This is a genomic window from Streptomyces sp. FIT100 (assembly GCF_024584805.1).
Classification (GTDB): Bacteria; Actinomycetota; Actinomycetes; order Streptomycetales; family Streptomycetaceae; genus Streptomyces.
The window spans coordinates 877,352-889,840 of the sequence record NZ_CP075715.1; the positions used below are offsets into that span (position 1 = coordinate 877,352).

Annotated in this window: 11 protein-coding genes; 4 read left to right on the forward strand and 7 right to left on the reverse strand. The window is 70.6% G+C overall.

Translation table 11 applies throughout. From position 1 onward, the window contains the following. Positions 1 to 77 precede the first annotated feature (77 nt). Positions 78 to 497: a CBS domain-containing protein gene (locus tag KK483_RS03750; protein ID WP_262003696.1), complete on the reverse strand. Its 420-nt coding sequence runs from the start codon at positions 495 to 497 to the stop codon at positions 78 to 80. A gap of 272 nt (positions 498 to 769) precedes the next feature. Here KK483_RS03750 and KK483_RS03755 point away from each other — a divergent pair, with 272 nt between their 5' ends. Next, positions 770 to 1,027 carry an SHOCT domain-containing protein gene (locus tag KK483_RS03755; protein ID WP_262003697.1) on the forward strand — a complete coding sequence of 86 codons (258 nt, stop codon included), beginning with the start codon at positions 770 to 772 and terminating at the stop codon, positions 1,025 to 1,027. 8 nt (positions 1,028 to 1,035) lie between these two features. Here the strand turns inward: KK483_RS03755 and KK483_RS03760 are convergent, their stop codons facing one another. The 4 genes from KK483_RS03760 to KK483_RS03775 all read right to left on the reverse strand — a co-directional run bounded on the left by KK483_RS03760 (position 1,036) and on the right by KK483_RS03775 (position 7,823). After that, positions 1,036 to 3,639 (reverse strand): cation-transporting P-type ATPase, encoded by a 2,604-nt coding sequence (locus tag KK483_RS03760; RefSeq protein WP_262003698.1) that lies wholly within the window; start codon positions 3,637 to 3,639, stop codon positions 1,036 to 1,038. Between the two features lie 72 nt (positions 3,640 to 3,711). Further along, on the reverse strand, positions 3,712 to 4,305 hold the full coding sequence (locus tag KK483_RS03765; protein WP_262003699.1) for a fasciclin domain-containing protein: 594 nt from the start codon (positions 4,303 to 4,305) through the stop codon (positions 3,712 to 3,714). Positions 4,306 to 4,481: 176 nt separating this feature from the next. Beyond that, positions 4,482 to 6,878, reverse strand: coding sequence for a glycoside hydrolase family 65 protein (locus tag KK483_RS03770; RefSeq protein ID WP_399013228.1), 2,397 nt, complete (start codon positions 6,876 to 6,878; stop codon positions 4,482 to 4,484). Between the two features lie 69 nt (positions 6,879 to 6,947). Then, positions 6,948 to 7,823, reverse strand: coding sequence for a universal stress protein (locus KK483_RS03775; protein WP_262003701.1), 876 nt, complete (start codon positions 7,821 to 7,823; stop codon positions 6,948 to 6,950). Positions 7,824 to 8,099: 276 nt separating this feature from the next. Between KK483_RS03775 and KK483_RS03780 the strand changes: the two genes are divergently transcribed. Next, the gene (locus KK483_RS03780) at positions 8,100 to 8,840 is read left to right on the forward strand and encodes a CBS domain-containing protein (protein WP_262003702.1); all 741 of its coding nucleotides are present in this window, start codon (positions 8,100 to 8,102) and stop codon (positions 8,838 to 8,840) included. Between the two features lie 15 nt (positions 8,841 to 8,855). Next, positions 8,856 to 9,539, forward strand: coding sequence for a CBS domain-containing protein (locus KK483_RS03785; protein ID WP_262003703.1), 684 nt, complete (start codon positions 8,856 to 8,858; stop codon positions 9,537 to 9,539). A 48-nt stretch (positions 9,540 to 9,587) separates the two neighbouring features. On the opposite strand, the gene KK483_RS03790 is transcribed toward KK483_RS03785, so the two are convergent. Together KK483_RS03790 and KK483_RS03795 are read right to left on the reverse strand one after the other, a co-directional pair. Beyond that, positions 9,588 to 10,580: an Acg family FMN-binding oxidoreductase gene (locus tag KK483_RS03790; protein WP_262003704.1), complete on the reverse strand. Its 993-nt coding sequence runs from the start codon at positions 10,578 to 10,580 to the stop codon at positions 9,588 to 9,590. Between the two features lie 52 nt (positions 10,581 to 10,632). Beyond that, positions 10,633 to 11,574 carry a pyridoxamine 5'-phosphate oxidase family protein gene (locus tag KK483_RS03795; RefSeq protein WP_262003705.1) on the reverse strand — a complete coding sequence of 314 codons (942 nt, stop codon included), beginning with the start codon at positions 11,572 to 11,574 and terminating at the stop codon, positions 10,633 to 10,635. 232 nt (positions 11,575 to 11,806) lie between these two features. Here KK483_RS03795 and KK483_RS03800 point away from each other — a divergent pair, with 232 nt between their 5' ends. Next, entirely contained in the window at positions 11,807 to 12,481 is a 675-nt protein-coding gene (locus KK483_RS03800; protein WP_262003706.1) for a CBS domain-containing protein, read from the forward strand. The last annotated feature ends 8 nt before the right edge of the window (positions 12,482 to 12,489 follow it).

Below are 12,489 nucleotides of genomic sequence, written 5' to 3' on the forward strand. Positions count from 1 at the left end.
CGGGACCGGACAGTCGCCGTCGGGACGTACCGGAAGTGCCGTCTCTCCGAGCAACACCGCTTCGCCCCCAGGAGTGTTCACTTCGCCGCGCAGACGGCCTCGATGAAGTGGCCCACCTGCTTCTCCGGGAGGCGACGTGCGAGATCCGCCTCGCTGATCATGCCCACCAGACGGTGGTTCTCTATGACCGGCAGCCGCCGGATCTTGTGTTCCTCCATGGCCCGCAGGACCTGGTCCGTGTCGGCCTCGGCGTCGATGGTCACCGGCTTGCCCTGCTCAAGCATGCCGGCGGTCATGGTCTTCGGGTCCTTGCCCTTGGCGAGACACTTCACCACGATGTCGCGGTCGGTGATGATCCCATGAAGCCGGTCGTCCGGCCCGCAGATCGGCAGGGCTCCGACGTCCAGCTCACTCATCCGGCGCGCCGCGTCCGCCAGTGTCTCGTTCTCCTGGATGCAGGTGGCACCGAGGTGCATGATCTCCCGTGCAGTGGTCATGGCCGTCTCCTTCGGGTCAAGGATCTGCGCCGGGAGAGCCCATGGAGCCGGACCCGCCCCGACCGGTACTCCTTCAGGCCAGTGTGGGTTCTTCACGTCCGCCACGCATGCCGGCGAAGAGCCGGCGTCCCCTTGCGGTGGCCGGCCAGGTGCCGAGCGGCCGCCGAGTGGACTCGTAGGGCCCGAGCAGCCCGGGGAGCCAGGCCGATCGGCCCTGGCGTGCGTCCCGTTGTGTGGGGAGAGTGGAAGAGCCCCGGGAGGTGAGTCACATCATGTACTGGAATGGTGGCTGGGCCTGGATGACGCTGATGCCCCTGCTCTGGATCGCGTTGATCGGCTTGGTGGCGTGGGTGGTGGTGCGGCTGACGCAGCACTCGGCCGGTCGCCACGGGACCTCAGCGCCCCGGAAAGCACCGGGGGAGACGCCTGAGGAGATCCTCGACCGCCGTTTCGCCTCCGGAGAGATCGACGCGGACACGTACTCCGAGGCACGCAGACGGCTCGCCGCCCACCGGCCGGGGCCCTGGTGACCGGACGTTCAACGTCCCCCAGTTCTCGATGTCACCGCCGCGCGAGGTGGACGTTCCGGTAGCAGCCACGCCTGGAGACGCATGACGACGTGGCCGAGACCTGACACCGCTGCCGCGATCGCAAGGTCGGTGAGGGGAAGTGGCTCGGTGCCCAACAGGGCCTGCAGGGGAGGCAGGTAGACGCCTGCCACCTGGAGGCACAGTGCCGTGCCGACGGCCACCAGGAGGAACGGGTTGGCCAGGCTTCCCGGGCGGGCGCGGGATCCGAGTGCGACACCGAGCTGCGTGGCGCCGAGGACCAGGAACATCATGGTCTGCCAGGGGCGGCCGGTCTCCCGCGCCCAGACCCCGGCGACGAGGGTCACCGCTGCGACGAAGGCACCCATCAGCAGGATCCGGGGCCACAGGCCGGCGCCGAGCACGCTTTCCTCGGGGGGCCGGGGCGGGTGCCGCATCGTGCCCGGTGCGACGGGTTCCGCGCCGAGAGCGACACCCGGCAGGCCGTGCGTGAGCAGGTTGATCCACAGGATCTGCGCGGGAAGCAGCGGCAGCGGCATCCCCAGGAAGGGACCGAGAAGCATGACCAGGATCTCCGCGGTGCCCCCGGCGAGCCCGTAGAGCAGGAAGCGGCGCACATTGGCGTAGACACGGCGTCCCTCCTCGACGGCCGACACGATCGTCGCCGGGTTGTCGTCGGCGAGTACGAGATCGGCCGCCTGGCGTGCCACCTCGGTGCCGCGCTCCCCCATCGCGACGCCGATGTCGGCCTGACGCAGGGCCGGCCCGTCGTTGACGCCGTCCCCGGTCATCGCGACCACGTGCCCCGCTCCACGCCAGGCCTGGACGATGTCCAGTTTCTGCTCGGGGGTGGTCCGGGCGTAGACGCGTACGCCCGTCAGATCGCCCGCGGTGCCCTCCCGGATCCGCTCACCGGTGGTGAGTTCTTCGTCCCGCGACGTGATGCCCAGGCGGCCGGCCACGGCCCGTGCCGTCAGGGGGTGGTCACCGGTGATGAGTACGGGGACGATGCCGGCCCGTTTGCAGGCGGCGATGGTCGCCTGGGACGCGCTCCGGGGCGGGTCCAGGATGCCGACGAGGCCGAGGAGGGACAGGCCCGACTCCCAGGTCCTCGGCCGTTCCGCCGGGTCCCCGAGGTCTGCCGAGGCGACGGCGAGCACTCGGTACCCGCTGCGTGCGAGCACCTCCGCCTGAGCCGCCGCCCGCCCGAGCAGCTCCGCGCCGTCGGCCAGAGTTTCCGGCCGGAGCACCGATTCCGGCGCCCCCTTGCACACGACCCTCAGTCCCCCCTCGGGTCGACGGTGCACGGTCGTCATGCGCTTGCGGCCGCTGTCGAAGGGAACCTCCTCGACTCGCGCCATCTCTCCGTCCAGCACCCGCCGGTCCAGCCCGAGACGGGCCCCGGCCGCCAGCAGGGCGGCCTCGGTGGGATCGCCCAGTGCGCGCCATTCCGCGGAACGGTCCGACGGGGGCTCCAGCGCTGCGTCGTTGCACAGCATCGCGCCTTCCAGCAGCGCCGCCAGGTCGGGGGCATCCCCCGGGGTGACCGTCTCGCCGTCGCGTAGGACCCTGCCTTCGGGTTCGTAGCCGGTGCCCAGGACGGTGGCCTCTCCGTGCGGCGTCCACAGCCGTTCAGCGGCCATCCGGCCCTCGGTCAGAGTGCCGGTCTTGTCGGTGGCGATCACGGTGACGGAGCCCAGCGTCTCCACCCCGGGCAGTCTGCGGACGATGGCCTGCCGCTCTGCCATCCGCCGGGCGCCCAGCGCGAGGGCAAGCGTCACGACGGCGGGAAGGGATTCCGGAACAGCGGCGACAGCCAGGCTGATCGCCGCCACGATCATCAGCTCCACGGGCTGTCCGCGCACCAGCCCGAGAGCGAGGACCACCGCACACAGCACCACGATGACCGCCGCCAGCATCCGGCCGAACCTCGCCAGCCGGTGCTGCAGCGGAGTCGGACCGGGCGCCGCACCCATGAGGGCAGCGATCCGGCCGAGCGCGCTGCCGGCTCCGGTGGCGGTGACCACGACGCGGCCTCGGCCACGGACGACGACCGTGCCCGCCGACACCGCGCAGGGCGACGTGTCACCGCCGTCGGCCTTCTCCACCGGAACGGACTCGCCCGTCAGCGAGGACTCGTCCACCATCAGCGACGCCGCGGCCTGTATGTCCCCGTCCGCGGGAACGATGTCGCCCTCGCCCACCAGGACCAGATCACCGGGCACCACCTCGGCAGCCGGGACGGAGCGCTCCGCGCCGTCCCGCACCACTCTCGCAGCGGGGGCGCTCAGGGCGGACAGTGCGGTGACCGCTGCCTCCGCCCGTACCTCCTGCACGACACCGACCACCGTGTTCACGGTGATCACGAGCAGGATGACGGCGGCATCGGTGAGGTCGCCGGTGGCGATCGTCAGCACGGCGGCCGCGAGAAGCACCAGGATCAGCGGATCGCGCAGCTGCTGCAGCACCCGCCGCCGCACGGGGGTCCGCGGCTCCTCCGGCACCTTGTTGGGCCCGTGGAGCTCAAGCCGCCGCGCGGCCTCGTCCGACGACAGACCTGCCGCTCCGGGTGGCGCACTTCGGAGTTCGTCCACGTGCTCACCATGCCCTCGGCCGCGCCTGCCCTGAGTCACTGCCTCACCGGAGCTGCGTCCCCGCGGGGACCGTCAGGCGGGCGGGGTGAGGAGCGCGTCGATGAAGTAGACGGTGGCGTTGGCGGTGGTGATGTTGCCGCAGACGATGTTCGCGGAGTCATTGACCTTGTACGAGGTACCCGAACCGGAGGTGGTGAGCTCGGCGCCCTCGAGCGTCTTGAACGAGCCGTCGGGCAGCAGGCTCGGGGTGATGTTCTCGTCCACCACGTGGTAGGTCAGTACCTTCTTCAGCTGCTCCGGGTCGTTCAGCAGTGAGTCGCGTTGTGTCTCGGACAAACTGTTGAAGGCGTGGTTGGTGGGCGCGAAGAGGGTGATGTCGTCGGATTGGTTGAGGGTGTTGTCCAGCCTGGCCTTCGCCAACGCCGATGACAGCTGTGTCAGCTGCCGGCTTCCTGCCGCGGCGTCCGCCACCTTCTGCTCGGCCATGGCGGCGGCGCTGCCTTCTCCGCTCTCGGGCAGTTCCGAGCAGTCGGGGCCGAACGTCCCCGTCGGACCGGGAGTCGGCTCCATTGCGTAGCTCTGCGGGGCAGATATACCGAGCGCGAGCGGAAGTGCGACTGCCGCCGCGACAGCGGCCTCCGCCATGCGAACTCCCATGAACGTCATCGTGATTCCTCCTCGGTGGACGGCGTTCGTGTGAACGTGCCGCCGACGGCTGCCCGACCGGCCACGGGACCGCGATACCTCCACGTAAGCAGCCCCCGCCGGGGAGCGCACTTCGGGTTCGTGGAGGCCCGGGTGACCGGGTTCTTGGGCCGGTGATCTGCCGTCATCACGGAGAGTCAACCTGTCGGCAGCACGAGCGTGCACGTCTCCCCCGGTGCGATGGTGACGGCCCGGTCAGCGAGCACCACACGGATCGGTGACTCCTCGGAGTCGGGTACACCGATCCGTAGCTGTCCGCTCTGCAGGCGCACGCCGACACCCCAGTGCCCGCGGTAGCGCAGTGAGAATCCGTACTCGGACAGCGCCGGAAGCGGCACCGGGTCCAGCCACAGGGCGTCCTCGCGGGTCTCCAGCCCGGTGAGGCCCCGCTGGACCAGGTCCAGGGTCCCGGCCATGGCGCCGAGGTGGATACCTTCGCCGGTCGTGCCGCCCTGGATGTCGGCGACATCCGCCTCCAGGGCCTCCTGGCAGTACGTCCATGCCTCGGCCCGTCGGACCCGAGCGAGGACCCATCCGTGGACGAGACCGCTGAGGGTGGAGCCGTGGCTGGTGCGCCGGAGGTAGTAGTCGACGGTCCTGCGCCAGACCTCGTCGTCCAGCTCGTACCCGAGACGGTGGAAGAGCTGCTGCAGTTCCGCGGGCGAGAAGAGGTAGCCGAGCATCAGGACGTCGGCCTGCTTGGAGGCCTGGTAGCGGTTGACCGTGTCGCCTTCGGCCTCGAGGATCCGGTCGAGGCGGCGGATGCTGTCGTACCGCTCCCGGTAGGCGTCCCAGTCGAGCTCGGCGAGGTCGCCGTAGCCGTCGAACTGGCTGACGACGCCTTGGTGGTAGGGCACCCGCAGCCGCCGGGACACCTCTTCCCACTTCGGGAGTTCGCCGGCGTCCAGCTGCACCCGCTCGGACAGTTCCTGCCGGCGCCAGGCCGGCAGGCGCCGCAGGAGATCCAGAGCACGGCTGAGGACCCAGGCGGCAGTGACGTTGGTGTACGCGTTGTCGTCCAGGCCGGGTTGCACGGCGCCCGGGTAGCTGTCGTGGTATTCGTCGGGACCCACCACTCCGCGGATACGGAAACGGCCCGACGCGGGGTCGAGAACCGCGGTGTCCGCCCAGAACCGGGCTATCTGCAGCAGCATCTCCGCACCTTTGGTGTGCAGGAACTCGGTGTCGCCGCTGGCCTCGCAGTACTGCCACACGTTGTACGCGATCGCCGAGCCGACGTGGTGCTGAAGCCGGGAGTGGTCAGGCAACCAGCGGCCCGAACGGGGGTTGAGATGCAGGTGCTGGGCCTCCTCACGGCCGTCGCTGCCGCTCTGCCACGGGTACATCGCCCCGGCCCGGCCCACCGCCCGGGCTGAGCGGCACGCCTGCGGGAGGCGCCGGTGGCGGTAGTTGAGCAAGGCCCGTGAGACCTCCGGGAAGTGCAGGTTCAGATACGGGAGCACGAACAGCTCGTCCCAGAAGACATGCCCGCGGTAGGCCTCACCGTGCAGCCCTCGCGCCGGAACGCCCACATCGAGTTCCGCGGTGTGCGGCGACAGGGTCTGCAGGACATGGAACAGATGCAGGCGCAGCACGCGACCGGCCTGGCCGGGCACCTGGACGTCCGCGTGCCGCCACAACTGCGCCCACGCGGTGACGTGGGAGTCCAGCAGAGCAGGGAAGTCCGCGGCTGCGGACACCCGGTCGACCGCTGCCCCCAGCGGGTCGCTGATCGCCGCATCGCGTGAGGTGTGCAGCGCCACGGTCTTGTCCACAACGACGGGGCGGCCCGGAGCGACGGGGATCACCAGTCGCCGGACGGCCCGTTGCCGAGCGGGATGAAGCCGCGACGAAGCAGGCGGCTGTCCGGTGACGACCGTGCGGGCCGCCATGGCGATACCCATGTCGGAGCTGCTGGTGCGGCAGTGCAGCCACACGGTGTCGGACTCCTCCACGCCGGTCTGTACGTTGACCAGGTGGTTTCGGTCGAGAGACCGGTAGCGGTGCACATTGCCGTTGACGATGTCGCCGTCGATCGCGGACTCGACCTCGATCTGTCCCGACCGGTCCTCGGCGGTGAAGACGGTCCGCAGCACGGCGAGGTGGGGGTCCGCCATGTGTACCGCGCGGGTCTGTTCCACACTCAACACGCCGGCCTCGCCGTCCTGGTAGCGGAAGGTGCGTGTGAGCGTGCCCCGCCGCAGGTCCAGCGTGTGCCGATGGCCGAGGAAGGCACAGGTGTCCGGGGAGAACCACGAGCCTGCCGATCCTTCCGTACGGCGCAGCCGGAACCGCAGCGGCAGCCAGTTCGGGAGGTTGACCATGTCCTCGTTCGCCACCTGCCGGCCCGCGACGGTCGACTCAAGGCGGTTGTAGCATCCGGCCGCGTAGGTCCCTGGGTAGTGCACCAGACCGGCTCTGCTCTCGGGAACAGCCCCGCGGGTGGCGAAGTAACCGTTGCCGAGCGTGCACAGCGATTCACGCAGGCGCTCGGCTCCCGGGTCGTAGCCCTCGTACTCCCAGGTCCATTCCACTCCGGCATCCGTCGTTCTCACCCCTCCGCCCCCATGAGATTGCACGGGGCGCGATCCACGCGCCGGGGCTCAGTCCCGCTGAGGGACGACAGCGATCGGGCACCGGGAGTGGTGCAGGAGGGTGTGGGCGACCCTGCCGAGTTGCAGACCCATTGGGCCGTGCCGCCTCAGGGCGCCGACGACCAGCAGGTCGGCGTCTGCCGACGCGTCCAGGAGGACCTGCTGGGCGGGGCCTTCCACCGGCCGGCGGACCGCGTCGGCCCCGGGGTGATCGCCTGCGGCCTCGCGCAGCGCGTCGTCGAGGCCCGCGGAGGCCCGTTCCCCGTGTGCGTGGGCGGGATCAACGGCGAGGAGGGGGTCGTCCGCGTGCTCATGGGCCGGGCAGCGCCAGGCCCGCACGGCCTCCAGGACACAGCCGCGTGCCTTCGCCTCGCGGAATGCGAACCGTACTGCGTCCGAGCTCTCCGTCGAGTCGCCGACCCCGACCACCACCCGCCCGACGGCTCCCTGCCGGCTGCGCTCCGAGCCACGGACCACGACGACCGGGCACACGGCGCGGCCGGCCACTGCGACGCTCACCGAGCCCAGCAGCAGTCCGGCGAGCTCGCCACGGCCACGGGCACCCGTGACGAGGGCGAAAGCCTCGTGTCCTGACTGCAGCAGCGCGGAGACGGCGTCGTCGGCCAGCACCTCGCCCGACACCTTCACCTCCGGATTGCGCAGCCGGGCGCGTTCCGCGCCGGACGCGACGATGTGCTCCGCCATGACCTCTCCGGCGGGGCGAGCGGTGCTGACGGACGGGCGGCTGCCCTCGTAGCGCTCCCACAAGGAGCCATGGACCAGGCGCAGGGGCACCCCGTGGCGTGCCGCTTCGTCGACCGCCCAGTCGACCGCATCCAGGCTGGAATCCGATCCGTCGACACCCACGACCAGCGGGAGTTCCATCGTCCCCACCGCCTTCCTCTCCAGCGCCCGCGAGCGCCCCTGTGAATACCGTCGCACCGCCCCGGGGCAACCGCGACACGCAGCACCGGCGATCGGCCCCGGGGCCCTTCCGGCCGGGTCGCCCGGCCGGTTTGACGCGCCGGTGGAGTCGTACGGCCGGTCAGCCCGCCTTCGTGCCCCATAAGGCCCTGGAGCCCCGGCGTCTTGTCGCCGGAAGCTGAAGCAGAAAGCAGAAGCACGTGGCCAGAGCGGACCGCCTTCGAAAGGAAGCCCGCGATGAAGCACAGCAAGATCGGCAGCCTGATGGTGGACAATGTGGTCTCGGTGATTCCGAAGACCTCGTTCAAGGAGGTCGCCAAGCTGCTCGCCGTGCACGGCATCAGCGGTCTGCCGGTGGTCGACACCGACGACAAGGTGCTCGGTGTGATCTCCGAGAGCGACCTCGTGCTGCGGCAGGCCGGGGTCGGTGCGGAGACGGAACCCGTTCGCAGCAGCGCGGACGCCACGGCGCAGGCGATGCGGGCGCGTGAGCTGATGTCGCACCCCGCGATCACCGTCCAGGCCGACAGCACCATCGCCGCGGCCGCCCGCAGGATGGCCGAGCAGCGTGTCGAGCGGCTGCCCGTGGTCGACGAGGACGACCGCCTTGTGGGTATCGTCACCCGCCGCGACCTGCTTCAGGTCTTCCTGCGTCCGGACCCCGACATCCGCCGGGAGGTCGTCGACGAGATCCTGGAACAAACCCTGTGGCTGTCCCCGGACGCGGTCCAGGTGCATGTGATCGACGGTGTGGTCACTCTTGAAGGACAGCTGGAGCGGTTCAGCAGCATCCAGGTCGTGGTCCGGCTGGCGCAGGAGGTGGACGGTGTGGTCGCCGTCGTGGACAAGCTGACCTTCCGCTACGACGACTCCGACTCGCGGCCCGCCCAGCAGACATCGTCCCAGCGGACATCACCCCCCGCCCTGGCAGGCGACCACGCCGGGCGCAGGGGAATGCATGTGGAGAGGTCCCCGTGACCGAGGAGGTCTGACGTGCCTGAGACCCCGCACATCGTGAGCGATGTGATGACCCAGACGGTCGTGGCCGTCGGGCGCGTCGCGCCCTTCAAGGAGATCGTCCGCACCATGGAGCAGTGGAAGGTGAGTGCCCTGCCGGTCCTCGAGGGTGAAGGGCGCGTCATCGGTGTCGTTTCCGAGGCCGACCTGCTGCCCAAGGAGGAGTTCCACGACAGGCCCATGAGCCTCTACGACGAGCGACAGCGTCTGGCCGACGTGGCCAAGGCGGGGGCGGTGACCGCGCAGGAGCTCATGAGCAGCCCCGCCGTCACGGTGCACCCTGACGTCACCCTGGCACAGGCCGCGCGGATCATGGCCGTCAGGCACGTCAAACGGCTCCCCGTGGTCGATGACGAGGGCATGCTGCAGGGCATCGTCAGCCGCGCCGATCTGCTCAAGGTCTTCCTGCGTCCGGACGAGGAGATCGAGGAGGAGGTCCGCCGCACGGTCATCGCCTACCTCTTCCCCGCCTTCAGCCACGCCATCCACGTGAACGTGCACGACGGGGTCGTCACCCTCCGCGGGCAGATCCGCGACACCTCCCTCATTTCGGTCGCTGCCCGCCTTGTCCGCGCCGTGGAGGGTGTGGTGGACGTCGAGCCCCTTCTCACAGGCGAGTCCTCCGCGCGGACCGGGTCGGAGGAACGCGGTGGGACGTGACGGGAGGAACGCGGTGAGCTGTGACGGGTTCTCCGCGCCCCGGGCCGGTCACGGCCGGATGTCGAGCACTTCCGGCACCGGACGGCGGGGCGTGCCGGGGCCTGCCGGTCCGTATCCGAGTCGCACGATCATCTGGGTGTAGCCCGTTCCCGACAACGGTTCCCTCAGGGGCCAGCGAAGGTCGGTCCACTCGATCGCCTGGGTGGCGAAGGAGCTGGACAGGCCCGTGAGAGTGGCCAGCAGCAGGACGCGTTCCATGGCCTGGCCGGCACGCAGCCAGTCCTCCGGACGGTCGTCCACCGTGCTGAGGAGCGCCAGCTGGGGGGACCGTTCGAAGTCGGCGGCGCCGCGGCCGGGGACCTGCCGGCTCCCGGCGAAGTCACGCATGGGTGCCTTGCCGCCGCGTTTGCGCGGCCCGAAGGCATAGTCCGGGATCCCGTCGGGAGCCGTGTTCACCGACGGCCCACCGATACGAGTCCACTGCGCCAGATCCTCGTCACTGCCATGGTCGGTGAGGTCGCGCCGCTCGGCCTCCTCGACGAGTTCCAGCACCTCCTCCTTGTGCCATGGGCCGGGGAAGCTCAGCGTGGCCCCTTCGCGACCGGCGGCCGCGCCGAGGGCTGTCCGCAGGGCCTCGGGAACCTCCGTTTCCTCGAACGGGAAGCGGCTGCTGTGCCGGCGGTGGATCGCCGGATACAGCGCGGCGAGGTCGCTCTCGCCGCCCGCGGCAACGCTCAGCTGCACCGTCGCCAGCAGCGCCGGGTCCGCAGGGTCGGGGAGCAGCCGGACTGCGGGGAACCAGCCCTCGTGGACCACGGCGACCCGCAGATTGAGCAGGGCGGCGCCGCAGCCGAGGTGCAGGGCGCGGGCGTCGGGGTCGGAGTGCGGGATGACACGGTCGAAATCGGCGCGGAGGTGGAAGGTGCGGCTCCCCCGGAAGTAGCGGAAGCGCCACGGCTGCGCGTTGTGCATCGACGGCGCCGCAGCAGCGTCGTGGACCAGGGCTGCGACGCGCTCTTCGGAAGGTTCTTGTCGGATCACCAGGGCGTCCCTTCACGAGCGTCCCTTCACGGAAGCGGCAGCCCGTCGCCGCTCACTGCTCGGCCGGACTGATACGCCGACCGGTGAGGCGCTGGGGCTGGATCGACACCCACGTCTCGCGCTCGCCACCCGCCCATGGCCTGGTGTAGGCGCCATCGTCCAGCTGCCGTACCGCGTCGGGCTCCGTGACAAGCCGGGCAGGGCCGACGACGAGAACGCTCCAGCCCTCGCTCGTGGCCTCGTCCAGTTGGTCGACCTCGAAGGCGACGTCCGTACCCGCGGCCGCTGCGGGCGCTGAATCGGGCGCGGTCCTGAAAGCGATCGCGTCGTCGATGACCACATAGTTGACCGGGACGACGGCAGGGCCGTCGGGTGTCGTCACCGCGAGGCGGCCCACGCCGTGGGTGGAGAGCCGGGCCCGGCATTCGTCCGGGTCGAGCTCCCGCAGCCGGGGGTGGAGGAGGGCCTGGCCCTGGCCGGGCGGCAGATCGATGCCGCCGCCGCGCAGGGCTTCGACGCTCGTTCCCAGCGCGCCGGCCAGCCGGGTGAGAGTCCCGAGGCTCGGATCAGCCGGATGTTCCTCGAGGTACGCCAGGTACTCGGGCGCCATCGCGGCGCGGGCGGCCACGGTGGCCCGGGTGAGCCCCTGCCGCTCGCGCTCGGCGGCAACTCGCCGGCCGATGTCGCCGGGATTGGGCGCCCGGTCCGTCCCGTCGGGTGCCGTGCCCGCCCGCTCCGTACCCGCAGGCTCGCGGGGTGCCGCAGGCTCGCGGGGTGTCGCGGGCTCGCGGGGTGTCGCGGGCTCGTGCTCCAGGTGACGGATATGCGCGTCGGGCCCGGGGAACACCAGCGTCACCTCGTCCGTGTCCGACCAGCGCACGTCGTAGGGGGGTGTGCCATCCGCATGGTGGAGTCCGACGATCTCGCCGTCGCGCCTGGTGGCGCCGGTCTTCTGGCTTTCGATGACGAGCTGGTCGCCGAGGTGAGCTCGCATGATCGCCGCCCTTTCCTCAGAATGTTGCTGTACCCAACGTGCCACGCACGGAGTGCCGCCGCACGGGCCGGGAAGCCCCGTCCGAGGGCTGGCCGGACCGGTCTCGGACCGGTGGCTCGGGTCGAGCGGCCCCAGGGCGGGCCTGAGCTGCTCATGCGCGGGCGGGCTGCTCCCGACACGCTTGCGACATCACCACGACCGCCTGTCAGGGGGCCTCGAAGGGAAACGCGCCATGCACCACCGAACGGTCGCAGAACTCATGACCCGACAGGTCGTCCGGGCGCGGCGTGACCTGCCGTTCAAGGAGATCGTCAAGCTGTTGGCGGACAACGACGTCACCGCCGTACCCGTGGTCGACGAACTGGACCGCCCCATGGGCGTGGTCTCCGAGGCCGACCTGCTGCGCAAGTCGGCGGACCAGGCCGACCCCTCGGGCCGCACGCCGATCCCGCACCTGGAGGCGTGGGAACGGGCCAAGGCCGAAGGGGCCAGTGCCGAAGAGCTCATGTCGGCTCCGGCCGTGTGCGCACACCCGGAGTGGACCGTGGTCGAAGCAGCCCGCCTCATGGAGGTCCACGGCGTCAAGCGGCTGCCCGTCGTGGACGAGACGGACAAGCTGCAGGGCATCGTCAGCCGCAGCGACCTGCTGCGGATCTTCCTACGTCGTGACGACGCCATCCGCGAGGAGATCAACCGGGATGTGCTGCGGCAGACGTTGGGCCTCGCTCCGTCGGATGTGACAGTCGTTGTGCGCGAGGGCCAGGTCTCCCTGGACGGCTCCGTCGAGTTCAGGAGCCTGATCCCCATCATCGAGCGGCTGTGCCGGAGCGTGGACGGTGTGGTCTCGGTCTCGACGCACATCGCGTACCGGAACGACGACGCCCGGAGTTCCGCTGCAGGCACGTGAGTCGGCGG

Excerpts from the sequence above, each read along its gene's own strand:
- KK483_RS03780 (WP_262003702.1), top strand. The coding sequence starts at position 8,100 with ATGAAGCACAGCAAGATCGGCAGCCTGATGGTGGACAATGTGGTCTCG.
- KK483_RS03765 (WP_262003699.1), bottom strand. The coding sequence starts at position 4,305 with ATGACGTTCATGGGAGTTCGCATGGCGGAGGCCGCTGTCGCGGCGGCA.
- KK483_RS03800 (WP_262003706.1), top strand. The coding sequence starts at position 11,807 with ATGCACCACCGAACGGTCGCAGAACTCATGACCCGACAGGTCGTCCGG.
- KK483_RS03775 (WP_262003701.1), bottom strand. The coding sequence starts at position 7,823 with ATGGAACTCCCGCTGGTCGTGGGTGTCGACGGATCGGATTCCAGCCTG.
- KK483_RS03795 (WP_262003705.1), bottom strand. The coding sequence starts at position 11,574 with ATGCGAGCTCACCTCGGCGACCAGCTCGTCATCGAAAGCCAGAAGACC.
- KK483_RS03750 (WP_262003696.1), bottom strand. The coding sequence starts at position 497 with ATGACCACTGCACGGGAGATCATGCACCTCGGTGCCACCTGCATCCAG.
- KK483_RS03755 (WP_262003697.1), top strand. The coding sequence starts at position 770 with ATGTACTGGAATGGTGGCTGGGCCTGGATGACGCTGATGCCCCTGCTC.